Source organism: Caballeronia sp. LZ062 (assembly GCF_031450785.1).
Taxonomy (GTDB): Bacteria; Pseudomonadota; Gammaproteobacteria; order Burkholderiales; family Burkholderiaceae; genus Caballeronia.
On the sequence record NZ_JARTWB010000002.1, the window covers coordinates 2,508,954 to 2,535,102 of the forward strand.

General features: G+C 60.2%; 17 protein-coding genes and 1 pseudogene. 7 read left to right on the forward strand and 11 right to left on the reverse strand.

Annotated elements, in window-relative coordinates; translation table 11 throughout:
• Positions 1 to 80 precede the first annotated feature (80 nt).
• The 3 genes from gyrB to dnaA all read right to left on the reverse strand — a co-directional run bounded on the left by gyrB (position 81) and on the right by dnaA (position 5,631).
• On the reverse strand, positions 81 to 2,552 hold the full coding sequence (gene gyrB / locus P9239_RS17780; protein ID WP_309753199.1) for a DNA topoisomerase (ATP-hydrolyzing) subunit B: 2,472 nt from the start codon (positions 2,550 to 2,552) through the stop codon (positions 81 to 83).
• Positions 2,553 to 2,686: 134 nt separating this feature from the next.
• Positions 2,687 to 3,790, reverse strand: coding sequence for a DNA polymerase III subunit beta (dnaN, locus tag P9239_RS17785; protein ID WP_309753201.1), 1,104 nt, complete (start codon positions 3,788 to 3,790; stop codon positions 2,687 to 2,689).
• Between the two features lie 275 nt (positions 3,791 to 4,065).
• On the reverse strand, positions 4,066 to 5,631 hold the full coding sequence (gene dnaA, locus P9239_RS17790) for a chromosomal replication initiator protein DnaA (protein ID WP_309753203.1): 1,566 nt from the start codon (positions 5,629 to 5,631) through the stop codon (positions 4,066 to 4,068).
• Between the two features lie 425 nt (positions 5,632 to 6,056).
• Here dnaA and rpmH point away from each other — a divergent pair, with 425 nt between their 5' ends.
• The 4 genes and pseudogenes from rpmH (at position 6,057) to yidC (ending at position 8,819) form a co-directional block, all read left to right on the forward strand.
• Positions 6,057 to 6,191 carry a 50S ribosomal protein L34 gene (gene rpmH, locus P9239_RS17795; protein WP_004198824.1) on the forward strand — a complete coding sequence of 45 codons (135 nt, stop codon included), beginning with the start codon at positions 6,057 to 6,059 and terminating at the stop codon, positions 6,189 to 6,191.
• 88 nt (positions 6,192 to 6,279) lie between these two features.
• A complete protein-coding gene (rnpA, locus tag P9239_RS17800) occupies positions 6,280 to 6,756 on the forward strand; it encodes a ribonuclease P protein component (RefSeq protein WP_309754133.1) in 477 nt (158 codons plus the stop codon).
• A 57-nt stretch (positions 6,757 to 6,813) separates the two neighbouring features.
• Positions 6,814 to 7,071: pseudogene (gene yidD / locus P9239_RS17805) on the forward strand (membrane protein insertion efficiency factor YidD); the annotation flags it as partial.
• An 80-nt stretch (positions 7,072 to 7,151) separates the two neighbouring features.
• Positions 7,152 to 8,819: a membrane protein insertase YidC gene (yidC, locus tag P9239_RS17810; protein ID WP_309753209.1), complete on the forward strand. Its 1,668-nt coding sequence runs from the start codon at positions 7,152 to 7,154 to the stop codon at positions 8,817 to 8,819.
• Between the two features lie 88 nt (positions 8,820 to 8,907).
• On the opposite strand, the gene P9239_RS17815 is transcribed toward yidC, so the two are convergent.
• Entirely contained in the window at positions 8,908 to 9,402 is a 495-nt protein-coding gene (locus P9239_RS17815) for a hypothetical protein (protein WP_309753211.1), read from the reverse strand.
• A gap of 179 nt (positions 9,403 to 9,581) precedes the next feature.
• Complete coding sequence (locus P9239_RS17820) at positions 9,582 to 9,998, reverse strand: transcriptional regulator (protein ID WP_309753213.1); 417 nt, start codon at positions 9,996 to 9,998, stop codon at positions 9,582 to 9,584.
• Between the two features lie 294 nt (positions 9,999 to 10,292).
• On the opposite strand from P9239_RS17820, the gene mnmE reads away from it, so the two are divergent.
• A complete protein-coding gene (gene mnmE / locus P9239_RS17825) occupies positions 10,293 to 11,681 on the forward strand; it encodes a tRNA uridine-5-carboxymethylaminomethyl(34) synthesis GTPase MnmE (RefSeq protein ID WP_309753215.1) in 1,389 nt (462 codons plus the stop codon).
• A gap of 3 nt (positions 11,682 to 11,684) precedes the next feature.
• Here mnmE and P9239_RS17830 read toward each other — a convergent pair whose 3' ends face one another.
• Both P9239_RS17830 and P9239_RS17835 read right to left on the reverse strand, forming a co-directional pair.
• Positions 11,685 to 12,158 (reverse strand): SgcJ/EcaC family oxidoreductase, encoded by a 474-nt coding sequence (locus tag P9239_RS17830; RefSeq protein ID WP_309753217.1) that lies wholly within the window; start codon positions 12,156 to 12,158, stop codon positions 11,685 to 11,687.
• Positions 12,155 to 12,781 (reverse strand): LysE family translocator, encoded by a 627-nt coding sequence (locus P9239_RS17835; RefSeq protein WP_309753219.1) that lies wholly within the window; start codon positions 12,779 to 12,781, stop codon positions 12,155 to 12,157. The genes P9239_RS17830 and P9239_RS17835 overlap by 4 nt, the downstream gene beginning before the upstream one ends.
• 391 nt (positions 12,782 to 13,172) lie before the next feature.
• On the opposite strand from P9239_RS17835, the gene sap1 reads away from it, so the two are divergent.
• Both sap1 and P9239_RS17845 read left to right on the forward strand, forming a co-directional pair.
• Complete coding sequence (sap1, locus tag P9239_RS17840) at positions 13,173 to 13,517, forward strand: surface attachment protein Sap1 (protein ID WP_309753221.1); 345 nt, start codon at positions 13,173 to 13,175, stop codon at positions 13,515 to 13,517.
• Between the two features lie 210 nt (positions 13,518 to 13,727).
• Positions 13,728 to 14,279, forward strand: coding sequence for a YaeQ family protein (locus P9239_RS17845; RefSeq protein WP_309753222.1), 552 nt, complete (start codon positions 13,728 to 13,730; stop codon positions 14,277 to 14,279).
• A 588-nt stretch (positions 14,280 to 14,867) separates the two neighbouring features.
• Here the strand turns inward: P9239_RS17845 and brxL are convergent.
• The 4 genes from brxL to brxC are packed head-to-tail and all read right to left on the reverse strand — an operon-like array spanning position 14,868 to position 26,140.
• Positions 14,868 to 16,916, reverse strand: a complete 2,049-nt coding sequence (brxL, locus tag P9239_RS17850; RefSeq protein ID WP_309753224.1) for a BREX system Lon protease-like protein BrxL — start codon at positions 16,914 to 16,916, stop codon at positions 14,868 to 14,870.
• Positions 16,917 to 16,919: 3 nt separating this feature from the next.
• Positions 16,920 to 19,265 carry a BREX-1 system phosphatase PglZ type B gene (gene pglZ / locus P9239_RS17855; RefSeq protein WP_309753225.1) on the reverse strand — a complete coding sequence of 782 codons (2,346 nt, stop codon included), beginning with the start codon at positions 19,263 to 19,265 and terminating at the stop codon, positions 16,920 to 16,922.
• Between the two features lie 38 nt (positions 19,266 to 19,303).
• Positions 19,304 to 22,687 carry an Eco57I restriction-modification methylase domain-containing protein gene (locus P9239_RS17860; RefSeq protein WP_309753227.1) on the reverse strand — a complete coding sequence of 1,128 codons (3,384 nt, stop codon included), beginning with the start codon at positions 22,685 to 22,687 and terminating at the stop codon, positions 19,304 to 19,306.
• A gap of 12 nt (positions 22,688 to 22,699) precedes the next feature.
• On the reverse strand, positions 22,700 to 26,140 hold the full coding sequence (gene brxC / locus P9239_RS17865; protein WP_309753228.1) for a BREX system P-loop protein BrxC: 3,441 nt from the start codon (positions 26,138 to 26,140) through the stop codon (positions 22,700 to 22,702).
• Positions 26,141 to 26,149 lie beyond the last annotated feature (9 nt).

Consider the following 26,149-nt stretch of genomic DNA (forward strand, 5'->3'; position numbering starts at 1 on the left):
ACTACTAACAAAACAAACCCATAAGTTTCTCAACTTATGGGTTTGTTTTTCTCAGGTTATGCGTCTATCTACATCTCCCCTCAAACATCAATATTCCCCGCCCGCAACGCATTGCTCTCGATAAACGCCCGACGCGGCTCGACATCATCGCCCATGAGCGTCGTGAAGATGCCATCCGCCGCGATCGCGTCTTCGATCTGCACGCGCAGCAAACGCCGCACGTTCGGGTCCATCGTCGTTTCCCAAAGCTGCTCGGGGTTCATCTCGCCGAGGCCCTTATAACGTTGCTTCGACACGTTGCGTTCGGCGTCAGCGATCAGCCATTTCATCGCGCTCTTGAAGTCCGACACGGCCATCGACCGCTCGCCGCGCTTGATCAACGCGCCTTCGCCGATCAATCCCTTGAACGTATCGGCCGTCGAAACCAGCTGCTTGTAGTCAGCGGTCAGTTGCAGGTCTTCGTCGAACACGGAAACCTTCACGTTGCCGTGATGACGCCGCTTGATATGCAGCGAGCGCACTTCGCGAACCGGGTCATACGCCGGCTCGACCGTGACCTCGGGCTTCAGCGGATCGGCGCGCAGCCGCGCTTCCAGCGCCTTCGCCGATGCAGCCGCCGCTTCTTCCGTCGACAGATCGATCACGACGCCGTCCATCACGGCTTCGAGCGCCGCCGCGTCGTAAATGCGGCTGATGCGATCCACCACCGCCTGCGCCAGCAGATACGCACGCGCGAGTTCGCCGAGCGCATCGCCCGAAATCGGGTCCGCGCCTTCGCTCGGAATCAGTTCCGAACCTTGCAGCGCGAGCTTCAGCATGTGCTGGTTCAGCTCGTGCGCGTCCTTCATATACCGTTCGTCCTTGCCCGCCTTGATCTTGTAGAGCGGCGGCTGCGCGATGTAGATATACCCGCGCTCGACGATCTCCGGCATCTGCCGGTAGAAGAACGTCAGCAAGAGCGTGCGGATGTGCGCGCCGTCCACGTCCGCATCCGTCATGATGATGATGCGGTGATAACGCAGCTTGTCGAGGTTGTAATCGTCCTTGCCGATGCCGCAGCCAAGCGCCGTCACGAGCGTCACGATCTGCTCCGACGAGATCAGCTTGTCGAAGCGCGCCTTCTCCACGTTCAGCACCTTGCCGCGCAGCGGAAGAATCGCCTGGAACTTGCGGTCGCGGCCCTGCTTGGCTGATCCGCCCGCCGAGTCGCCCTCGACGATATAGATTTCCGACTTCGCCGGGTCCTTCTCCTGGCAATCCGCGAGCTTGCCCGGCAGCCCGATGCCGTCGAGCACGCCCTTGCGGCGCGTCATCTCGCGCGCCTTGCGGGCCGCGTCGCGCGCACGCGCCGCATCGACGATCTTGCTCGTGATGATCTTCGCGTCGCTCGGCGTTTCTTGCAGATAATCTTCGAGCGCCTTCGCGACGATTTCCTCGACCGGCGCGCGCACTTCCGACGACACCAGCTTGTCCTTCGTCTGCGAGCTGAACTTCGGCTCCGGCACCTTCACCGAGAGCACGCACGACAAGCCTTCGCGCATGTCGTCGCCGGTGGTTTCCACCTTCGCCTTCTTGGCGATGTCGTTGTCCGTGATGTACTTGTTGATGACGCGCGTCATCGCCGCGCGCAGGCCGGTCAGGTGCGTGCCGCCGTCGCGCTGCGGAATGTTGTTCGTGAAGCAGAGCACGCTTTCATTGAAGCTGTCGTTCCACTGCATGGCCACTTCCACGGTCACGTTCTCGCGCTCGCCGGTCGCGTGGAACACGGTCGGATGCAGCACCTGCTTCTGCTTGTTGATGTACTCGACAAAGCCTTTCACACCGCCCGCGAACGCGAAGTCGTCTTCCTTGCCGGTGCGCAGGTCCGTCAGGCGGATACGCACGCCGTTGTTCAGGAAGGACAGTTCGCGCATGCGCTTGGCGAGAATGTCGTAGTGGAATTCGACATTGCCGAAGATCGTCGCATCGGCGAGGAAGTGGACTTCTGTGCCGCGCTTTTCGGTGTCGCCGACGACGGGCATCGGCGAGTACTGCACGCCGTCTTCCTCGACGATCTCGCGGTTCTGCACCACGCCGCGCGCGAATTCCATGAAGTGCTTCTTGCCGTCGCGGCGCACGGTGAGGCGCAGCCATTCGGACAGCGCGTTCACGCACGAGACGCCCACGCCGTGCAGGCCGCCCGACACCTTGTAGCTGTTCTGGTCGAACTTGCCGCCCGCGTGCAGCTCCGTCATCACGATCTCGGCGGCGCTGCGCTTCGGGTCGTGCTTGTCGTCGCGCTTCAGGCCGGTCGGCACGCCGCGGCCGTTGTCCGTCACGGAGATGGAGTTGTCCGCGTGAATCGTCACGTGAATGTCGTCGCAGTAGCCGGCGAGCGCCTCGTCGATGGAGTTGTCCAGCACTTCGAAGACGAGGTGATGCAGACCGGTGCCATCCGACGTATCGCCGATATACATGCCCGGACGCTTGCGCACGGCCTCCAGACCTTCGAGGATCTGAATGGAGGATGCGCCGTAGCTGTTGTCGGGTTGCGAATGTGTGTTTTCAGTCATGGATTTCTTCCGGTTCTGCGTCACTGCTTCGACACTGCTTCGATAACTGCTCGTAAATGCTCGAACTTTTCAAAACACCTTAAAAACGCCAAAGGGGCGCGTCGCCCCTTGGAGTGTCTTCGGTGTCGTACGCGTCAGATGCGCATCGGCATCACCACGTATTTGAATTCCTCGTTCTCCGGAACGGTGATCAGCGCGCTGGAATTCGCGTCGCCGAGCGCCACCTGGAGCGTGTCGACCTTCAGATTCGCGAGCACGTCGAGCAGATACGTGACGTTGAATCCGATATCGACGGTATCGCCCTGATACGCGATTTCGAGTTCTTCCTGCGCTTCTTCCTGGTCCGCGTTCGTGGACATGATCTTGAGCTGGCCCGGTTCGACGAGGCAGCGCACGCCCTTGAACTTGTCGGACGTGAGAATGGCCGCGCGCTGGAGGGAACGCTGCAACTCTTCGCGGCCGATCTCGAACGTGTTCTTGTGCGACTTCGGAATCACGCGCTGGAAGTCGGGGAACTTGCCTTCGACGAGCTTGGACACCAGTTCCACCTGACCGAACGTGAACTTCACCTGCGTCGCGGCGATGTCGATCTTCAGCGTGTCGTCGATGTCTTCAAGCAGGCGCTGCAATTCGAGAATGGTCTTGCGCGGGATGATGACTTCCTGACGCGGAAACGCGCCTTCGATCTTCATGGAAGAGAACGCGAGGCGGTGCCCGTCGGTGGCGACCGCCATCAGCTGATCGCCGTCCACTACCAGCAGCATGCCGTTCAGGTAGTAGCGGATGTCCTGCTGGGCCATTGCGAAATACACCATGCCGAGCAACTGGCGGAACGTCTTTTGCGGAACCGAAAGGCTCGCGCCGAAGTCAGTAGCCTGGTTGACCGTGGGGAACTCGTCGGCGGCGAGCGTCTGCAGATTGAAGCGGCTCTTGCCGGAGCGCACGGTGAGGCGCTTGTCGGAAAGGTCGAGCGCGACTTCGCCAACGGGCATGGCGCGCAGAATGTCGAGCAGCTTGCGCGCGGCGACGGTAGTGGCGACCTGATCGCCGCCGACGCCGAAGTCGGCGCGCGTGGTGATCTGGAGTTCGAGGTCCGTCGAAAGGAACGACACGTCCGCGCCGTTCTTGGTGATGAGCAGATTGGCGAGGATAGGCAACGTATGGCGGCGTTCTACGATACCGCTCACGGTTTGCAGCGGCCTTAGAAGATTATCTCGTTCGGTCTTGACCAGTTGCATAGAGTTCCTTCATTGATGTGACGGCCTGTCCGGGCGGTTCGCCACCGTAGCGCCACCGTTCGCCCGCCGGACAACCTCGTAACACGCGTTGCCGGCCCCCCGCCGGTCACTCGCGAAAGCTTGCGCTTCAGAACCGTCCAGGCCAGCGGACGGCAAACCTGTATTGTGCCTGAAAACAGCACGGCTCCCGAAAAATTGGGGGCGTTTTCGCCAATAAACAGGCCCGCACGCGCAACAATCGACGCTTGCCGCTGTGCGCCGGCCGGCGACTCTCGTCAGCCCTTGAGCGTCTGTTCCAGCACGTGGAGTTCGTGGTTGAGCTGTGCGTCGTTGCCGCGCTCGGCGGCAATCTTGCGCACCGCGTGCAGCACGGTCGTGTGGTCGCGGCCGCCGAACAGTTCGCCGATTTCGGGCAGGCTTTTCTGCGTCAGCTCCTTCGCCAGATACATGGCGATCTGACGCGGACGCGCGATGTTGGCCGGCCGCTTCTTCGAATACATGTCGGCGACCTTGATGTTGTAGAAATCCGCGACCGTCTTCTGAATGTTCTCGACCGAGATTTGCCGGTTCTGCACCGTCAGCAGGTCTTTAAGCGCTTCTTTAGTCAGCTCGATGGTGATGTCGCGGCCATGGAACTTGGAGTACGCGAGGATCTTGCGCAGCGCGCCTTCCAGCTCGCGCACGTTCGAGCGCAAATGCTTCGCGACGAAGAACGCCACGTCTTCCGACAGACTCACGCCTTCCGAAATCGCCTTGCGCATCAGAATGGCAACGCGCATTTCCAGTTCGGGCGGCTCGATGGCGACCGTCAAACCCGAGTCGAAGCGCGAGATCAGGCGATCGTCGATGCCGGAGATTTCCTTCGGATACGTGTCGCTCGTGATGATGACCTGCGCCTTGTTCGCGACGAGCGCCTCGAACGCGTAGAAGAATTCTTCCTGCGTGCGCGATTTGCCGGAGAAGAACTGGATATCGTCGATCAGCAGCAGATCGAGCGAGTGGTAGTAACGCTTGAAGTCGTCGAACGCCTTGCGCTGATACGCCTTCACCACGTCCGACACGTACTGCTCCGCGTGAATGTAGCGGATGCGCGCGCCGGCTTTGTCGATCAGCAGTTGATTGCCGATGGCGTGAATCAGGTGCGTCTTGCCGAGGCCCACGCCGCCATATAGAAAGAGCGGGTTGTACGAGATGCCCGGATTGTCCGCGACCTGAATCGCAGCCGCGCGGGCGAGCTGATTCGCCTTGCCGGTCACGAAGTTGTCGAACGTGAGCACGGGGTTGAGTTTCGAGCGTTCGTAGGCGGAATCGTTCTCACCGCCCGCCGATGGCGCGCCGCCCGGCCGCCACGTGCGCCGGCCCGCGGCCGCTTCGTTGGCATCGAGACTCGGGAGGTCGAGATCGACGTGATCTTCCTGCGTGGCCTGCGCCTGCTGCGCCGCTTCGGCGGCGAGCGCGTTGACGTGCGCGGTCGCGTTTGCGTGTGCGACGACCGAAGGCGCGGCCGGGGCGGCGGACGGCGCGGGCGGACGCGGCGGCGTGACGCTCACGCGCGGCGCGGCGCTCGGCGCGCCGACCGCGCTGCGGGCGGTCGCTTTCGGATCGAGAACGAATTGCACGTCGATGGGCGCGCTGAAGAACTCGCGCGCCACATCGGCGATGCGTCCGGAAAACTGGCTCTTCACCCAGTCGAGCTTGAAGCGGTTCGGCGCGGCGATGCGCAGCGTGCTCGCGTCGGCATCGAAGTCGACCGGGGTCAGCGGCTTGATCCACGTGACGTACTGCTGAGGCGTGAGCTCGCGCTCCAGCAGTGCGGAACAGTGTTCCCAGAAATCGTTCATCGAGTGCGGTCGTTATGGTTGCTGCGCGCGACCTGCGGCCATGCTTGCCGAACGCGTCCAATTACCTCCGATGCGTCGGCAAGTCCCGGCACAGCCAAGCAGGTATGCTCCGGAGGCTTACGCCGCAAGGGTTTGCGGGCGAACGGCGGGCCGAAGCAGCGGGCGGATATTTGGGAGTAAGGCGAGATTCTAACGCCAAACCCTCGCGGCGCGCGAGTTATCCACAGGGTCAAATCACCGCGCCGAACAGGGGCGAAAGAAGCGCGTTGCAGCGTCGCGGGACGCTAAACTATTGACGGTCAATAGGAAAACGGTTTAAATAGCGGGTTCCGCGAAAACAGAATTCCTGAACCTCCGGCCATCGTGCTTGCAGTGACCACACTGGAGCCAAGCCCGCGCGGTCATTCAACTCAAGTGAGAGCACCATGAAACGTACTTACCAACCTTCCGTGACGCGCCGCAAGCGCACCCATGGCTTCCGCGTTCGCATGAAGACCGCCGGCGGCCGCAAGGTCATCAACGCTCGCCGCGCGAAGGGCCGCAAGCGCCTGGCCATCTAAGACGCCAGTGCTGCTCGCAGCCGCGTCGCGTTCGGAGACGGGCGCATCGGAAGGTGGCGAGCCGCTTGCCGAGCGCCGCACAGAAGTCTTGAAACAGGACATCGTCGAGTTGCCGGCGTCGGCCGCGTTCCCCAAGGCCGCAAGGCTGCTGAAAACGGATGAGTTCTCATCCGTTTTTCGTTTGCGCCCCTGGCGGCGTTCGCCACACTTCGTTCTGTACGGCAAACCGACGGCCAACGAAGCGCGGCTCGGGCTCGTCATCGGCAAGAAGCAGGCGCCGCGCGCCGTCACGCGCAACCTGATCAAGCGGCTCGCGCGCGAGGCGTTCCGGCTGCGTCGCGAGCAACTGCGCGGGTTCGACATTCTCGTGCGGCTGCACGCGAAGATCGACCGCAAGGCAATGCCGAGCGCCAGTTCGCCGCCGCTCGGCGCGCTGTGCCGCGGCGAACTGGAAGTACTCTTCGACCGTGCCGTGCGGGAAGCCGCGCGCCGCGCGGCCGAACCCGTGGCGGCGCCGCCTTCCGCGCCCGCCGTCGACGATTCACCCGGCCCTGCCGGGTTATGAAGCGCGGGCCGCGTCGGTTTGTCTCTCACGGCAGATCAAACGTGCAGCGCGAAGCTTATGCAAACGGCACTCATCGCGTTGTTGCGCTTCTACAAGGTTGCGATCAGCCCCCTGCTCGGCAACCGGTGCCGCTTTTACCCTTCCTGTTCCGACTACGCGCGCGAGGCAATCCAGTATCATGGCGCCGCGCATGGCACGTATCTCGCCGCAAAACGGCTCTGCCGCTGCCATCCCTTTTCGGCGGGCGGCGTCGATCTCGTGCCGACACCGTCCCGTGCTTCCGGTTCTTCATCCGCTTCCACGCAGGCGGATAGCCCGGCTGCAGGTTCCGCCCAAGAAAAGCATTCACCACTAAACGGCGCACAAGCGCTTACCGATCGACACTGAGACAACGCATGGATATCAAACGCACCGTCCTATGGGTCATCTTCTTCGTGTCAGTTGTCATGCTGTTCGACAACTGGCAGCGCGACCACGGGCGCCCGTCGATGTTCTTCCCGAGCGCGACGCAGCCGGCCAAGACCGCCAGCAATCCGGCACCGGGCTCGGCCGCGCCGGGCGCACAGCCTTCGGAATTGACGAACGCGCCGGCCGGCGCTGCGCCGGGCACGTCGACGCCGCCCGCCACGGCAGCTTCGCAACTCGTGAAGTTCACGACGGACGTGTATTCCGGTGAAATCGACACGCGCGGCGGCACCCTCTCGAAGCTCTCGCTGCTGAAAGAAGGCGACGGCAAGCAGCCCGACCTCTACATCACGCTCTTCGATCACACCGCGAACCATACGTACCTTGCGCGCACCGGCCTGCTCGGCGGCGACTTCCCGAATCACAACGACATCTTCACGGCGGTGCCGGGCCAGACGTCGCTGTCGGGCGACGCGAAGACGCTGACGCTCGCGTTCGAGTCGCCGGTGAAGGGCGGCGTGAAGGTCGTGAAGACGTACACGTTCACGCGCGGCAGCTACGTGATCAATGTCGACACGAAGATCCAGAACGTCGGCAACGCGCCGGTCGCGCCGAAGCTCTACATGGAACTCGTGCGCGACAACACGCCCGTCGAGACGCCGCGCTTCTCGCACACGTTCATCGGGCCGGCTGTCTACACGGACCAGAAGCACTTCCAGAAGATCGATTTCAGCGACATCGACAAGAACAAGGCCACGTTCGAGCCGTCCGCGAACAATGGCTGGATTGCGATGGTGCAGCACTACTTCGCGTCCGCGTGGATTCCGAAGGAAGGCGCGCAGCGCGATATCTACGTGCAGAAGATCGACCCGAACCTGTATCGCGTCGGCGTGCAGCAGCCGGTGCAGACCATCGCGCCGGGACAAAGCGTGAACGTCGATGCGCGTCTTTTCGCCGGTCCGGAAGAAGAGCGCATGCTGGAAGGCATCGCGCCGGGTCTGGAACTGGTGAAGGACTACGGCATGGTGACGATCATCGCCAAGCCGCTTTTCTGGCTGCTCGAGAAGATCCACGGTTTCGTCGGCAACTGGGGCTGGGCGATCGTGCTCTTGACGCTGCTCATCAAGGCGGTGTTCTTCCCGCTCTCGGCGGCGAGCTACAAGTCGATGGCGCGCATGAAGGAAATCACGCCGCGCATGCAGCAGATTCGCGAACGCTTCAAGAGCGATCCGCAGAAGATGAACGCGCAGTTGATGGAGCTGTACAAGACCGAGAAGGTGAATCCGTTCGGCGGCTGCCTGCCGGTGGTGATTCAGATTCCGGTGTTCATTTCGCTGTACTGGGTGCTGCTGTCGTCGGTGGAAATGCGCGGCGCGCCGTGGATCGGCTGGATTCACGATCTGTCGCAACAGGACCCGTATTTCATTCTGCCGGTGTTGATGGCCGTGTCGATGTTCCTGCAAACGAAGCTGAACCCGACGCCGCCGGACCCCGTGCAAGCCAAGATGATGATGTTCATGCCGATCGCGTTCTCGGTCATGTTCTTCTTCTTCCCGGCGGGTCTCGTGCTGTATTACGTGGTGAACAACGTGCTGTCGATCGCGCAGCAGTACTACATCACGCGGATGATGGGACAGCGTAAGAAGAAGGTGGCTTGAGGTTTTGGCTGCTGGTTTGGATGTGGAAACGCCCGGCTTTGCCGGGCGTTTTTTTTTGCGCTGTTTGGCGCGTACCGCACCGCTTCTTTCACGATTCCTTTTTTCGTTGCGATGCGCCGCCGGAAAGATGGTCGCCGAGTCGTTCATCTAGCCGGTTCAGCTTGGCCAAAACAAGGTACGCGGCGGCCGTTGCCTCCCGAATATCGCGACGAAAAGCGTCCTCGTGTTCATAGCCTCCAAACGCCGGTACGGTTTCAGCCGCCTCCAGCCGGGTCGAGACATATGGCGTGATGTTCTCACCGTTCAACAGCATCGTTCCCCGGTGGCCGATGAGCATGGTCAACGAGGTCCGATTCTTTCCCCGCGGCATCGTCTTTGCATCGAACCAGTTCTTCACAGTCGTCGGCGTCACGCTCGCGTCCGGGTCCGCATGCGCGAGTGCGTGGACGAGATCGTCCGGATGTCCGACACGGAAAAGCTTTTGTTTGAAATAAGGAACGTCACGCTGGATGGTGTCGGCCACATCTGCGACCAGCAGCCGTAAGCCGCGCGCGAAATCCTGTTTTGTACGATTGGTCGCCATGCAGGTAGTGTCGTGGACATTCCAGTCCGCGTCTCCAAACTCGAATTTGCGATCTCCAATTCGAGTTTGTATCCGCAGCCGGACCGAGCCGAGGCCCTTGCACCGCAAGCTTTTGGCCCTCAACGGCACAGGATAAGTCTGGCGGAGAAGATTGAAAAATTTGGTCAAAGCCGGACGGCTTACCGCTTCATCGCCCCATAAAACTGGTCGATGAGCTCCTCCAGCAAATACCGATGATGCGGCGACAGCGCCTCGATCTTCGACGCAAGCTCCAGCGTGTCCTCGGACGCCGGGTACTTTTCGTCGCGCGCGAGAGGTTTTGGCGTGGCCTGCGTGCTGCCGCTCGGCGGAGGGCCGTAGTGCAGCCAGTGAAGATCTACCTTGAGCCATTCAGCGAGCGTCTGGAGTTTGTCGCTCGTGGGAATCGACCGCCCAGTTAGCCACTTGTGCGCGGTCTGCGGAGACACCGGCTCGCCGCGGTAGCGCAAATTGAATTTGTTCGCGAGATCGGTCGCACCCCGCATCTTCTCGGGCGAGCGGGCCATCGAAAATTTGAGCCGTTCTGAGAATTCGGCCTTCTCTTGCTGTGTTGGCATGCATGGAATTGTGCAAGGCAATCGCTGCCTGTACGTCAACCAACTACGCTACTTTTTACGCGTGTCAGATGGCATTTATCTTAGGCACGCGAGCAAGTTAGTTGCCTTATCGCAACCAAATATGCGCCCAAGTGCGCGGCCTAAGCCCAACAAGCGATTCTTTCGAGGAGCATCGCTACTCAGTCTGAATCGGAGCCGTATCTTGTTTAAGATAATGCAAGAATCGTCCGAGCGGAAACCTCAGAAGTGCCCGCGATACAATGCCCGCTCCCCGACGCCTCCGCTCCAACCGCCATGCTGACCAACGACACTGACCCCATCGTCGCAATCGCCACCGCGCCGGGGCGTGGCGGCATCGGCGTGGTGCGGCTGTCGTTCGGGCGCGCGGGCGAAGCCGCCGCGCAGCAGGCGATGCGCGCGCTATGCGGTCAGCTGCTTGCGCCAAGGCACGCGAGCTACGTGCCGTTCATCGACGGCAAGGGCGAGGCGCTCGACCGCGGCATCGCGCTGTACTTTCCCGCGCCGCATTCGTACACGGGCGAGCACGTTCTGGAGTTGCAAGGGCACGGCGGGCCGATCGTGCTGCAGCTGGTGCTGCAACGGGCGATCGAAGCGGGCAGCGACTTCGGCCTTCGTCTTGCGGAGCCGGGGGAGTTCACGCGGCGCGCCTTCCTGAACGACAAACTCGATCTCGCGCAGGCCGAAGCCGTCGCCGATCTCATCGAGGCCAGCACGGAAGCCGCCGCGCGTTCCGCCGGCCGCTCGCTGGAAGGCGCGTTTTCGCGCGAGATCCACGCGCTCGTCGAAGACGTGATCACGCTGCGGATGCTCGTCGAGGCGACGCTCGATTTTCCTGAGGAAGAGATCGACTTTCTGGAGGCCGCGGATGCTCGCGGCAAGCTCAGGCGCATTCGCGAACGTCTGGACCGCGTGCTGGCCGACGCCCGCCAAGGCGCGCTCTTGCGTGAGGGAATGTCGGTGGTGCTGGCAGGGCAGCCGAACGTCGGCAAGTCGTCGCTGCTCAATGCGCTCGCCGGCGCTGAACTCGCCATCGTCACGCCGATTGCAGGGACTACACGCGACAAGGTCGCGCAGACCATACAGGTCGAGGGCATTCCGCTGCACATCATCGACACGGCCGGCTTGCGCGAGACCGAAGACGAAGTGGAGCGCATCGGCATCGAACGGACGTGGGGCGAGATCGAGCGCGCGGACGTGGTGCTGCACTTGCTCGACGCTCGCACCGGCATGACGCCGGACGACGAGGCGATTGCGGCGCGATTTCCGCCCGGCGTGCCGGTCGTGCGCGTGCTGAACAAGACCGATCTCGCAGGCGCGCCCGCCGTCGTGCGCGACGGCGATGGTCACGCGCGCGAAGTGAACCTTTCCGCCAAAACGGGCGACGGCATCGCTCTGCTGCGTTCCGCGCTCTTGAAAATCGCCGGTTGGCAGGCCGGCGCCGAAAGCGTGTACCTGGCGCGTGAACGGCATCTCATCGCGCTACGCGAAGCCCGCGAACACCTTGCGCTCGCTGCCGATCACGCCAGTCAGCAATCGCAGGTGCTCGACCTTTTTGCCGAAGAATTGCGGCTCGCGCAGGACAAGCTCAACGCGATCACCGGCGAGTTCACGTCCGATGACCTGCTGGGCGTTATTTTCAGCCGCTTCTGTATCGGGAAATAGGTTTCACACGGCGCGGGGTTTTTCCAATTCGCGCAGCTCGGCCGTGAGCTTCTCGGCTTCGTCGGGCCGTCCGTGGAAGGCAGCGGGCGTGTTCTGCAGCATCTCGATTTCATACGCCCCGTCGTTGAGGGAAAGCACGAGCGTCTGCACCGCGTTGAGACGCGGATCGATTGCGTGTTGCCCGCGCGGCCACATGCCCGCCACTGCGCGCAGCAGCAGCAGCGCCTGCCCGGACGCCATCCGCCTGACCTCGCGGACCTTGCCGACGAAAAGCGGCGTCGGATGTTCCGCGAAAATCGGCTTTAGATGCGCCGAGATGCACGCCCGACCGTCGACTGCACTGCCGTCAAAACCGACGAGGCTGCCGCGCTCGGTGAAGCGCGCGGCCATCGCGGCGGCGTCCTGCCGGTTCCAGTCGTCCAACAGCGCGAAGTACACGCGTCGCGCGCTGGCTGTCCAGTCATCGGTTTGGTTCACGCTGCTTTCTTCCATGCTGCCGCGAAAATGCCCGCGCCCATCAGCAACGCGCCGCCGGTGCGGTTCACGGCGCGCTGCACCGATGGCTTGCGAATGGCGCGGCGCGCGCCGGACGCGAGCAGCGCATAGGCGAACGCATTGGCGGCCGCGATGCCGACGAAGGTGGCTTCGAGAATGGCGATTTGAGAGACGGTCGCCGCGTGCGGATCGATGAACTGCGGCACGAAGGCGACGAAGAAAATGATGCTCTTGGGATTGAGCGTCGTCACCGCGTAGGCGTGCGCCATGATGCGGCTCGTGCGTAATTCGCCGCTCGGCTCGACGGCGTCCGTGTCGACGACCGGCGCGCGCCACAACTTGATGCCCAGATAGAACAGATACGCCGCGCCGATCCATTTTACCGCCATGAAGAGTTCCGCCGACGCCGCGAGCAGTACGCCGAGACCGAGCATCGACGCGGTCATGGCCGTGAGATCGCCTAACGCGACGCCGAGCGTCGTGGCAAGCGCGTATTTGCGGCCATGTCCGAGCGCGTACGAGACGACGAGCAGTACCGTCGGGCCTGGAATTGCCACGAGAATCGCCGAGGCGATTGCAAACGGCAGCCATTGAGCGAGCGTCATTCCGATTTCTCCTGAGATCGATCCCGTCGATTTATCCACGAAGCGCCGCGTGTGGCAATAGGCCGTTCGGCTAGCTTCCGCCGCCGTGCATGGACTGTTATAGACGTTCGCTTTCCTACAGGAACCGCTCCTGCGGCGCATCAAACTCGCGGCGAGACAAATTGCCGCACGGATGCACTGGTTGTGATGCCTTTATTTCCGCTTCATCCGAATAAGCGGCCATTCGTCGTGATAGCGAACGTGCGTAATCTCAGAGATAACGCCTGCGACATTGCGTCTTGTTGCGTCCGCACACAACATGTGCTTGCAACTTAACGTCGCTCATTTAGCATGATTCGCAGCATGTTTTATATACGTTGCTACTTTCGCGGCTCTGCCGGAGGCTCTATTCATGAAGAAACGCACCAGTGCTGTCTTCGCCGTGGTGAGCTTGGTCGTCGCGGCGTCTGCGGCTTACGCGCAGGACAGCGCAATTCAGCCGCAGCAGACGTTCAAGTTCAGACCCAACTCGTACGGCTGTCTGTCGAAAGATAAATTCGATTCAGCGGATCAGCACGCGAGAGCCGGCGAACATCAGCAGATGCAGCAATTCTTCGAAGGTTACGAGTGCATATCGACGCCGGTCGGTTCGCATTTTCGCGTGGTGCGCGTGGTCGGCCATGACGTCGAATTCGTGAATGCCGCGAATAGCGATACGCAAGGCATGTGGACCGCGGACCGATTCATCGACCAATAAACGGGTCGAATTCGCGCGCGCGAAAATCGCCTCCGAAAAGGACGCGGCCAGCCGGTCGGGCTGACCGCGCGATATCTGCTTCCAATTGCGCATCGTTTCGCCGCACAATGACGGGCTCGTCGCGTCCGATGTGCGGCTTCTCGCCGTTGCGCCGTGCCGCTTTCCAATCTCATTCGAATCGCCGGTCGCGCGCACCGGTGACATTGCTGCATGGCTCTCAAATCCACCATTTACAAGGCCGATCTTCAGATTGCCGACATGGATCGTCACTACTTTGGCGACCACTCCTTGACCATTGCGCGGCATCCGTCGGAAACCGATGAACGCATGATGATTCGCGTCGCGGCGTTCGGCCTTTTCGCCAACGAGCGACTGGAATTCTGCAAGGGCCTCTCCGATACGGACGAGCCTGATCTGTGGCAGAAAGATCTCACCGGCCAGATCGAATTGTGGATCGACGCGGGTCAACCGGACGAGCGACGCATCGCGAAGGCGAGCGGGCGTGCTGAGCGCGTCGTGGTGATCGCGTATGCGGGAAAGACGGCGGACATATGGTGGCAAGGCGTGCGGGCGAAGGTCGAGCGCCTGCAGAACGTGGCGGTGTGGTCGCTTGCGGACGGCGTAGCGGACGCGCTCGGCAAGCTAGCCGAACGGACGATGCGTTTGCAACTGACGGTGCAGGACGGCGAGGCGTCGCTCGGCAGCGCGACCGTCGATCCGGTGGCGATTCGATGGAACGTGCTGAAGGCGCCGGGGGAGTGAGAGGGGCGCTTTTGGATTCGATCATGCTGCGTTTGGGATCAAGCGGGCACGGCGAAGGATCGAGGGCGTTGGCGTTTGGATGCTGCGGTTCATCGCCTGGCGCGACGGCTAAGATGCGGAGCGAAGGTTGCGGCGTGCGGCGGCAACCTCTCTTGCCGCCGGTCGATGGACGCGCCTGCGGCAGGCAGATCGGCGAGGAGCGCCTGCGCGCATCTACAGGACACTTATACGGCGGTCTCTTGGTCGACGGAGTGACGTTAGCGGTGGATCATCGCGCCAAGGCAGGGCGCAGGAGATTGACGGCGGCGAATGATGGGCGTCGCTCAGGGGGCAGAGTGACGCGGCAAACGAAAAAGGGCTTGGCGCGATGCCAAACCCTTTGAGATTTCGTGGTGGAGAGGAGGACTATGCAACTGACATGCCAGGCGCAAGCCGGGCAAGCATCAAGCGGCACACAAACGCGCAGCTGCCCCCAGACATGCCCCCATATTTTGTTGCCTGCGCAAAAGGCCCGTCACCGGCGATCGCGCAATTCGGTCCAAACAATTATTTGTTGCGCACAAGCGACGCCTGTTTGTTGATTTCAGCTCACTCAGCCATCGCTTTAATCAAGGCATCCTTGGCATCCGAATAGAACTGGATGTCGACCTTGGTTGCCATATCGTCAGATAAATCGACCAATTGGCGCCTACACGCCACCGGCATAAGAAGCGACGTCGCCCCCTTCTCCACAGCAACCTCCGCAATCGCGACGGCGTTGTGAAAAGGCTCGATCGAGCCACCAAGATTGATCTCGCCAACAATGATCAAACCGCCGCGCACGCTGCGCTTCAACAGCGACGTACATAGGGCGACCAAGCAGGCAACGCCCAGCTTCGCACCGGACTTACCGGAGTCAAATGCTCGAAGCTGCACAGTGAACTCATGCTGACGCGGCTCCTTGTCACCAACCAACTGTAATGCCCTAGCGTACAGGTTCTGCTCGGCGAAGCCTATGCTTTCCCGGAATGCAGGAGGGTTTGGTTTGTTGAGTACCTTCACGCCAGTTCCAGGGCCTTCGTTGACTTCAATGCGGTAAAGGCCAGCGCTTTCTTCACCGTTGCCGGGGCTTATGGTCCATACCTGTCCAGGTTCGAGCGGGTCGCCGCCGATGGCGTTGTCGCTTTGGAGCTCGGGCGTGGAAACAAACTTCTCAATACCGTCCGCGCCCATGCTGTAGCTGAAGTGTGTATTACGAAATTCTGCTGCACCCACGCGCTTTTGCTGCTCCTTCACCCTGCGACGCGCCTCCATGGCAACTCGAACGGCCCACTCTAGATCCTCGTCGGGGACCACAGCCTCTCCATTTGGATAGAGCAGTTTCAGTAGGCCGGAAACCGTCTTGTTGACCGCGTTAGTGTCGCGGCCAGACAGCGCACCACCAAAGCAGACTCGGTTCTGAAGCTCGCTCACACGACTCTGCTTTCGCAGCTGACTCCAACACTCGGACAAGAAGTCACTGACCAGGCCAAAGTGATTGGTCACCAGATCTTTGTTTATCTTCGGGACGTCCCACCCTGGCAGAAATGCGTGAATGCGGTCCATGAAGGCAGTGTCGTTGCGCATTTCCGGCGGCATGGGGCCAAACAGGTGCCCCGTTCGCTGCTGGTGTTCAACGTCGACATCGAAGTTGCCCACCATCACGATACTGCCGTCGGCGCGGATGCTCTCTTTTCCACGACTAAATTCGCCCGACTCCATGTAGCCCTTCATGATATTCACACCATCCTTTTGATCGAAGGAAATGCCCGACACCTCATCGAAGCAGACGACGTCATATTGACATACCAGCCCTCGGCGCCCCTTGGCCGTGTTCTCCACGAACATCTTGGCTACCGTAGCTTTCCCACCTGATACAAGGTGCGCATAAGGCGAGACCTGTTGAAACAGATGGCTTTTACCGGTGCCGCGAGGCCCTAGCTCCACTAGGTTGTAGTTGCTCTCGACGAACGGAACCATGCGTAGCATCAACGCGCTGATCTGGCGATCAGTTAGCCCGATAGGTTCAATACCAACAGATCGCAGCAGGAAGTTCTTCCAATTTTCGGTCGAAAACGCTTGACGGGCCTTCGTCAGAGTATCCAACACGTCACGCTTGGATAACTGAATTTCCCGCAACGATGCGATGCCAAACGGACGTCCTTTGCTTTCTTGGGCAATCGCCACATCAAAAGTCACCCCCAGTTCGGCATAGAAGCCCCCTGTCAACATTCGCTCGTGTTGATTGACCAGTTCGCTGCCGATGCGTACTTCCGTTAGGCGCAAACTCGGCAAACTCGCCACGTACTCACCTTTGTTATCCACCCGCGCCGTCACTAGGTCGATGATCTTCACTTCGCCGGTTTCAAGCGCCTTGGCCTTGAAAAGCTCTTCCTCGCCCGCTCGCACAGTGCGGGACCTAAGCTGGCGCTGAACAATTTCCAAACCCTCGTCGATCTCCTCCTGATCGGTGCTAGCACAATAACGCCCGAGCATAAATTCAACGACGTAGGTGGGTACCGGAAACTGTCGGCTGAAAGTGCGAACCAAGTCTTTCCGGACCAGATACCCGTCCAGCACCGAGGCGGCATCTCTATCGATCTGATCCAATTCAATCATGCATCATCCTCCACCAATCACGGTGGTGGCGGAAGCCACCACGTCGCCTGACGCATTGAGCAGGACGAGAAACGCCTCGCGACCATGCAATTCTTCGTTTTCGACAACTACCGAGGCGGTGCCGTTGTCCTTAAACGGCTTGATGCTCACTACCACACTGGTTTCCGCATCGCCAACATGCATCCGAATATCCAGTGCCAGATTCGCATACCGCCCGTCCACAGCAACCGTGCATCTCATCGAGCCTTTCCAGGCAATGTCAGTCACCTCAGCCACCGGCTGGCCCGATATGTCCGCTCCTTGGGTTACTACGAGGTCTAGGACAAGACATTCTTGCAGGCTAAGCCCTCCATGGCTGTAGTCCACCGATTTACCGTAACAACTCACACCATCGGCAAGCGCAAACTGTTGATGCGGATTCCAAAACCAAGGATACAAGCGCTCGCTGGTTGAAGCACCAGGCTTGATCGAGGCGCAACGGCCCCATTTATTGTCGGTGAGATCCTTGGACATCGGAATACTGGGCAACTTGCCCGGCATCAGCAGCCAGCCGTGGTCGGTCACTACCCTGACGCTGCTCCAACCTTCGGCCAGCAAGGCGGAAATGCGCTCAGCAATTTCTGCGAGAAGCAAGTTGATGTGCTTAGCCAGCTTCCAACCGCGGGCATGCCCCTCACTATCGAGATCGCCGAACTCGCACCATGCGTTCCCTTGCCCGTCACCGTTTTCGGTACGGTCCAGCACCTTCCAATGGTTGTCGATTAACAGCTTCTTCAAGTGGTAGCCGCCCTTGAGCGACTGGCCAGTGGCCGCAATGCAAGGCTCGAAGTCATCGCAGTCATCGGTGCCACTGATCTTGCTCCGTACCGGTGAGACCGCCGCTTTTCCCGTTGCAGTCACGCTCGGCAACGCCGTCCAATTCACGGCTTCGGCCACTTTGTAGCCGTGAACCTCCAGGACGGCCGTGAGCCGACGAGCTGCATCAAAGCGAAGGCCATCCACAAACAGCACGCATTCACCCTTTGAGGCAGAAAAAGGCTTGGCGCTTGCGATCGTTCCACCGGGGTAGCTCGATCCTTCGACGACCTTTTGTAAATATCGTGCGGACTCTTCCAGCCAAGGCAGATAGATGGCCCGAATTGCTGTTGTCACTGCATCAACGTCCGACGCTCTTTCGACGCAAGCGAGTGCTGCCAGCATCGCGTCATCGGCTCGCCAACCTTGATTGGAGTATCCGGCCTGCAAGTCTGCAACCGAGCCGGCAGCCAGCGCCGTCTTGGTCACATCCGCCACAACGGCTAGCGGCTTGGTGGCCAATGCCAGCGACGATTCGCCCAACTCTGCCCAAACCAAGTCACGCCGTGGCGCATGGGTTCTATCAAGCTCCAGCACGCGCTTCCTTGCGTCATGCGCCGGCAGGTGTTTCAAGGTCAGCAGATCATGCTGGAGCGACTTCTCTTGATCCTGATTCCATTGGGGCCAGCCGCCTGCGGAATCTGCGGTAGCGAAAAGATCAAAGATTGGCGGCTTGCAGTGGCGAATGCGATTGGAGATGTTCGGGTAGCGCTTCGGCGCTTCGCTATAACGGTCCCACACCGAATGCCATGGCCCCTCACGCAGGGCTAGCTTGCTGGCACCTGCCAGAACACCCTCCGCTTGCGGGTCGAATGCCAATTGCGACTTGCAAACCTCGACGAAGGCTTTCCACTCATTGAAGCCACGCGTGGCTTGGAATGCGTCGCCCAGATTCAGCCACTGCAGCAGGTCGCGCACCGGGTCGCCGCCGGTCAGCAGTGTGTTGAAGTAGTCCTTGTCCAGCCGCTTGCCCCTCAAGAGCTCGAGCTCTTCATCCAGCAGCCGATACAGCGCAAGTTGCATGGCGTTCTTAGCTTCTTTGTCTTGGGCCACATCGAGACCCATGCCGCCCTGATCCGACTTAAGGAAGGCCATGACGGTCCAGTCTTTGGCGTTCGACTGGGACCAGATCACACCCCGGTACTGCAATTCAGCCAAGGGCTTCAGAAGGTCCGGGCAGTCTTCGATCGCCCGCAAGTCTTGTCGGCTTACCCCAGGCAGGTAGAGCACCGGCACGCGGTCGGCCGGCAAGTTGACACCGGGCGCTTTGCCAGCGATCACGCAGCGCAGCCAAATGGCCGGGCCGAAACGATTCTCTGGCGCGTAGTCGCTCAGCACCAGCATTTCCGCCAGCTCGCTCTGCAGCCGCGGAATTACCGCCTCCCACTGACGGTCTTTGTCAGGCCACAAGATGCACGACGGCGCGACCTGAACATCGGGGTTGAAAATTGCCACGTCGCGCACCGTCTTGACCAGATGCTCGATTACGCGCACGGCTGCCCCCCTGCCATTGCGAAGAGGATCGTCATGATCTAAGCCTTCCTCTGTTTCGCGCGTGCGGCGTTCTTCTCGGCGAGCGCCAAATGGTGGTCATTGACGCGGTCGCCCACCTTGCCGCCGTATCGGATGCCGAGCTCGTACCATGGGGCCGATGACACATCGCTACCACGGTCCTTTTCCCAATGCAGGCTTTTTGGTTTATCGCGCAGCACGCCCGCCCCGCGTTTGCCCACATCGGGCACCGATAGGAAAGGGCGAATGTTCACGCGAACCCCGTCGTTCAAATCGGGAGTCCAGCCGACGGGCTGTTCTTCGATCGACTTCCAGCGTACAAAAATGTCGTACGGCTCTTCGCCTGCCAGTATCAGCTCCAGGCGCTTCTTCAGCACCTCGGCGGCGGCCAGCTTTTCTTGGGCACCGTCCACGCCGTTCTCAGCATCGCGCTTCTGGCGGCCGATCCAGTCGCCTAAGTAGGTGTAGGTCAAAGCCTCCAGCGTCTTGTAGTCCAGCTTGTGATAGTTCACCAGCGCTGCGAAACCATCACGCAATCCATCCCACACGTGCCACACAAAGGGACGATTGCCAAACAACGCACAGTGCTGGGTGAAGAATTTGTCACGCAGCCAAGTCTCCAGCGACTTCCCAGCGTGGTCAGCAGAAGTCAGCAACTGCGCCAGAACATCATTGCTCCAAGTATCGCCATAAGCATCGGCGAGTAGATTCAGCAAACGGTCTGCGGCTGCGGCTTCTCGGCCAACCGGCGGAATGCAGACGATGCCATCCTTGTCAGCATGGCGTCTAAGTGTCTTGGCGCGCGCAACCCATGCACGAGCCTCGTCAGACAGATCAAGCCTGTCGTCGGATTCCGCTGGCCAAGTGTATCCAACCAAGCGTGCAATAGCGACTTGGAGCGGATTAGTAGAAGGTCGCGGGTGACCGTGAAAAATCCACTGAGCGTGATCGTCCGAATATAGTTTCGGGGAACCTTTTGGATAGGACGAAGTTGCCACCTCCTGCCAGTACGCCAAATCAAAGGGAACCTTTAGAAAGGTGGCATTGGTAACGTTTCGCTTTCTATCTAATTTGCGAACCGCTTCACTGAACGCGCTGGATTCACAAAACGCCATGATGGCAAGTGCATGATCTTTGTTCTTCGGAACAATAACGCTCACACTTCCGTCGAATTTCTCTCCGAAGTAAGGGGATGCACGCAGGTCACCTTGCGGATTTACTCTCACGCCGTTACGCCCCCACGCCCTATTTCCAGACTCATGCATGTCATGCAATTTGTGACGCGTCTCACGTGCGTATTTATGTAACTCGCCAACACCACTTTGCCAAAAGATAATCTCTTCCATGCCTCCGAAAACGGAATTCCCATTATTGGTGGTTGAAAGCTTATCCCAATTGCCTGCAAATTCACTCACTTCCCAATGAAACCTGAAGAATCGATCTTTGTCGCCTGTGATGACACCTTGATAGCATTCAGCAACAGTTGACAGGGGCACGCCGCCCGTAATTTCATGGAACGATATGCGAGCATCGGGATTAGAAAGTTGTGTTTTCGTTTTTAGACAAATCAGCGGCTCCGTCTTTAGAGCAATGGACTTTTCATCGGCAGTTTTTTGTTCGTTAGTCGATATTGCTGAAAATATTCCTTGATCTTTGTTTCCATCGCGAACCGAGAAGAGAATCGGGGCTACCCCTAGCGGGGTCCGGAACGCTTTGTCCCCCAAGACCGCCAAATTGAGCCAATGGAAATTTTCCAGAAACCGGGTTCTCATTCGCGCATAGCTTCCGAGAAAAAGCCAGTTCTGAGGCATTACTATCTGAACGACCCCGTTCCCATGGGGCGAACAAAGCTCTGTACAGCGCTCAAGGAAGACATTAGCCAAGTCGCTCTTTGCATCGTCATAATACGTTTGACAGAAAGATTTGAGGCGATCTCCCTGATCGCGCCGGCCCAAATATGGAACATTAGTAACGACCAGGTGAAAGCGCGAGTCCAGCAATCGTGCTGCTTCCAGTAGGCCTTGTGCGCTCAGCGCAAGCTCCCAAAGATCACTATCATCACCCAACGGGTGGGCCGAACGCTCTGTCGCCAAGGCCTTACGAAGCAAGGCCATCAACGTCTCATGGCTGGAAGTTGCCAAGTCGGTCTTCAAACTACGCGCCGGGTCTAGCAAACTGCCAAGCAGTGGCGCATCGGAGAAACTGGCATGCAAATGACGCAATTCTTGTCGCACGTATTCAGCATCCGGAGCATCGTCAGGTACTAGGGCTTCCCAGTCCTGCGCCTTGGACGCAACCTTCAGGCCACAGCAAGCGATGTTGGGTGCAGGAATCTCGCGCACACCGAGAGCCTTGCCGGATGCATCGGGATAACGCCAAGCCTCCAAAGCCACGGCGAACACGGCAATCTCCACACAGCGCGGGTCCAGTTCCAGGCCATGGATGTTCTCGGCCAAGACACGGTTGACGGCCTCCTTGGGACTCAGGCCCTCTGTCGCCATACGCATGGGCACCAGCATCAGGAAAGCGGCCACCAGGAAGTGACCGGAACCACAGCACGGGTCGAGCAACTTGAAGTCGGCCAACGCGTCAGGCCATCCTTCGAACTTGCCTGCCGCTGGGGTGCCGTCTTCCAGGGTGCGGAAGTAGTTGAGATCGACCGGGCAGGGCTTGCCTGGGTGCCGAGTCGCCCACCAGGCACCCAGCGAGTTGTCTAGCAAGTAGGCCACCATGTACGGCTCAGTAAAGAGCTGCGTGACGGCCGGCAACTCATCTGCGCCGATCTTCACTTCCGATTTGTTGATGCGCTCCTTATTGTCGGCCTGCCAGAACTGGTACACCCAACCCAGGCTGTCGCTGGCCTTGAACACCTCATCCGGCAGGTCCTTCAGCAGTCGTTCGAGCTCGCTCTGGTGCTCGGGCGCAAAGGTGAGCTCAAACACCGGTGAGCCGGGTTTGAATATCTGCGGCAGCATGCGGGCCGCCAGCTTGCCGGCCAGCTCCCAACCGTTCTTCGCACTTTCATCTGAGGCGAGTTCCTCGCATTCATCGAGTGTGACGGCCACACCGTCAAACATCAGCAGGTCATTGTCGGCGAGAAAGCGAGCGAACAACATGCGGTGCCAGTGCTGGTAGGCCACCTCTTGCAGCAGGTGCTGCACCTCTTGCTTCCCATAGGTTGGGTTAGTGCTGTTCGAGTCGCGGGCGTCGCCGAGCTGCTTCCCGTGGGTGCGCAGGCGGTTGCGCAGCGCCTTCTCTGCATCGCTTAGAAAGGCCTCAGGCTTGTCGTGGCCAACGCCAAGTTGGTCCACTGCCGCGTGCGCAGCGGTCTCCGCGACCGTGCGGGCCACTTTGACGGTTTTCTCCAGCGCGCTACGCAGGTCTTTGTCGAGTGCTTGCATCATGGGAATCAGGCGTCAGTGAAGGATGACCGGGCCATTTTTTAGGGCTTGTGCGATGGCCTCTTTTGCATCCTGCAGCCAAGCCTCGATATCTTCGTCGGTCTTAATGGTGCGGTGGGGCAGCTTGACGAACTGCGCCTTGGGCTCCATCAACTCGGCGGCGGCTACCAGCACGGCGTCAAAGCGCGAGTCAATCGCCGCGACGCGGTCAGCGAACGACGACAGCGACAGACGTTCGACCGTCACAAGCACTTCTTCGGTGGTGGCCACTTGCACTTTGGGTGCGTCGGCTATGGTGAGCTTTTGGGCAGCCAGCAGGCTGTTTCGCTGTTCGGGCTCCAGCTGATTCCAATTGAATTCCGCCTCCAGGCGTGTCATGCCGCGCTTGTGGCGGGTCTGGTAGTCGGTTTGCAGACGATTCAGTTCGTCGCGCAGCAATTGGGTGAGGCTGCCCACCAGCGGCGTAAGCGGATCGGGTTCCTCTAGCAGCTGGCGTTGCTCCTCGATGTGGGTAACTTGTGCCACCAACACATCTGCGCCAGACAAACCATTGACCTGGGCCAGCAGGCGTCTGAGTGTGTTCCAGGCCGGCAGCCGCTTGCCGATGTGTTCGGCAAGATCCGTCCAGGTGTCAATGGCGGCGCTGAGTTCGTCGCGTTGGTTGTAGAGGGCCAGTAGCTGCTCGTTCCCGGCGGTGAGGCGGATCTCTTCCAGACCCTTCGTTTCCGGGCGCGCTGGACGAGGTGCGTCTCCCCCTGCGCGGTTGGCCAGTTCCTGCGCGCTAACCAGGAACTGCGGCACGTAAGCCAGTTCGTCGCCTTGCTTGGCAGTGAGGCCGACCTTCTGGAGCACCTTGCGGATTTGAATGCGCTGCGTCGCTGAAACGGTAGCCGACTCTACCTTGAACATGGTCTTGCCGATGACCTTGCGTTCCAAGTCTTTCGGGTCCATGGCCTGGCCCTTGTCGTCATGGGCGCGAATCAGCCCGGCCACCAGCAGCACCTGCAAACCCCCATCCACTGCATCGCCCGGCCAGCCATAGGTGGCGCCTTCAAAGTGCTTGCGGATGTCGATGCCCTTCTTGCCACCCGCGATGAAGGCCAGGATGGCCTTACAGACCGGATTCTTGGCGGCCTCGCCGTCGTCGCCCACGCTCTTGAGGGCGTCCGGTGCGCCTTTCTGCGCCTTCTCGTAGACCTTGGGCCACCCGGCATGGTCGGCAATGTGGAACTGCGGGTAAAGCCGCTGTAGCGCGTTGGTGGCGGCCTCCAGCGTCATCTCCTGCAGATCGGCGCTCAAAATTTCATTGCCCCCCCCTTGGAAAACATGGGCACCAGAGAAGGCCTCTTGCAGCAGTTCGCGGATTTTGCCCTCAGCGGTTTGCTTGGTGGTCTCCATGGCCGAGCGGGCCTCTGTGCCCTCGGCGGTGCTGGGCGCGCCGCGCTTGTCCAGCGTCGCGCTGGCAGCCTTGAAGTCGATCAGGTAGTGCCGCAGGTCGTCGGCCGAGCGCTTGGGGATGAACACGAACACGGTGGGCGACTGGTTGCCCGCCTGGCGTGCGTCAGCACGTACCGAGTTCTCGTCGATGCTCCAGCCATCACGCACCCAGACACAGACCTTCTCATTGGCATCAGCAGGCAGCTGCGCATCGAACACCGGAAAGATATCGCGCGTGACCTTGGACGTGCCTTGGGCGAGAGACAGCTTGCGCACCATTTCGCCGAACTTCTTGCGGATGCGATCGTCGCGCTCGGCATCCACACGGTGGGCCTCGTTGGCCAAGCTGTTGCGCTGACTCAGAAACTCGTCGTTCCAAGCGGCACTTTCCTCAGTCTGGATGCGATACTCGTCACCGACCTTCATCAGCAGCTCGCACTTGTCGAGAAGCCCCGGGAGCTTGCTGCGCAGCGCACTGGAGCCACGGGTGAGGTCTTCCACCAGCAGATCAGCGAGAGTGTCCGCGGTGGCGCGAATGCCGATTTCGTTATTGCTGCTGGCCAGCTTATTGATGAGAAAAACCAAGCCGCAGGACCGCGCCATCAGGCATTGATCGTCGGTGCCCTTGGCCCAGACCGTAGTCTTCTCATGAACCTTACGCGGCAGAATGCGCGACTGCAGGAGTTTGTCGGCCGCGTCGAAATAGAGATAGTCGGCAGGTACCACGCTTCCAACGGGAGCATTCACATTGGTCTGAATGACCTTGTGGATCATCGAGAGCTGGTTGCGCAGTTGGCTATCGGTGCCGGTCTGATCCAGCACGCGCAAGGTATTCTCCCAAAAGCGACGGCGCACCGGCAGGATGGGGTAGTCCTGTGGGAAGAATTGGATGTCGTCGGCACGGTGGCCGATGGTGGTACCGGCTAGGTGACGCGAGATCTCACCCAAGTTGGTCTGCATCACATTCTCCACTGAGGCTTTGGCTTCAGGCTTTTTGGCGAGGATGACCTGGCGGATCACGGCATCAACGTCGGCGTCGGACAACTCAACCCGGACGGTGAAGCGGCCTTCGAGCTTCTTGAGGTTGGACGTACCGGTGACAGCGGTTTGGCCCGTGCCGATGAAAAGCATCTTCGCGCCGATGTTCTTGCAGCAGGCTTCAACCACCTCCTGCACATCGATGGAGCGTTGACTATCTTCCCCGATATACTGTTGCACTTCGTCCAGCACCACCAAGGTGAGGGGGAACTTGCCGTCGCGGATCAGCGCCTGGCGAATGGCTCTGAGCATGTCGCCGCTGGAGACGTCCTGCACATAGGGGTACAGGTTGTTCAGGGTCTCGACGCAGGACACTGGCGACGTGAACAGGTTGGGCTTGGCTTTGACCAAGGCCTCGTGCAGGCCCTCGGCCACGTAGAAATTGTCGAGCTCTTCGTTCCAGTCAAAACCGCTCTTCTCAACATGGCCCCGAACAGCGTCGTAGATACCTTCGTGCTGGAGCCACATGACGAAGCGTGCCACCGGGTACTGCTCCGGCAGGCCGACGGACTTAAAGAGGATGCCCAGCAGTGCCATGCGTACGGATTTGTCGCGCGAACTGGAGCCCAATGTGCCCGATGCCGCATGCAGGCCACCGTGGCGCTTCGCCTGGGTGCTCAGCTCCTTGAGCTCGTCGCTCACGCCTTGTGGCAAGTTCGCGATTCCACGCGCGGTGGCACCATCGTCAAACGTGCTGTCCACCCAAAGCGCCCGCAGCATCTTGACCAGGTGCGATTTGCCCGAGCCATAGAAGCCGCTGACCCAGACAGCAGGCTGCTCGGCCTGCTCGACGTTCTTCAGGTAGACATCTAGGATGTGCTCTAGGCCCTTTTGGTATTGGCCATCGCAGACGAAGGTTTCAAGCTCGTACCGCAGAACGGACAACGCCTGATTGGTCTTCTCGTCGTTGACGCTGGCCACGCCCTCATTGACCAGTTTTCGGGTCGACGGGTCTTTTTGGTAGATGTCACGATTGAGCATGTTTTTCCC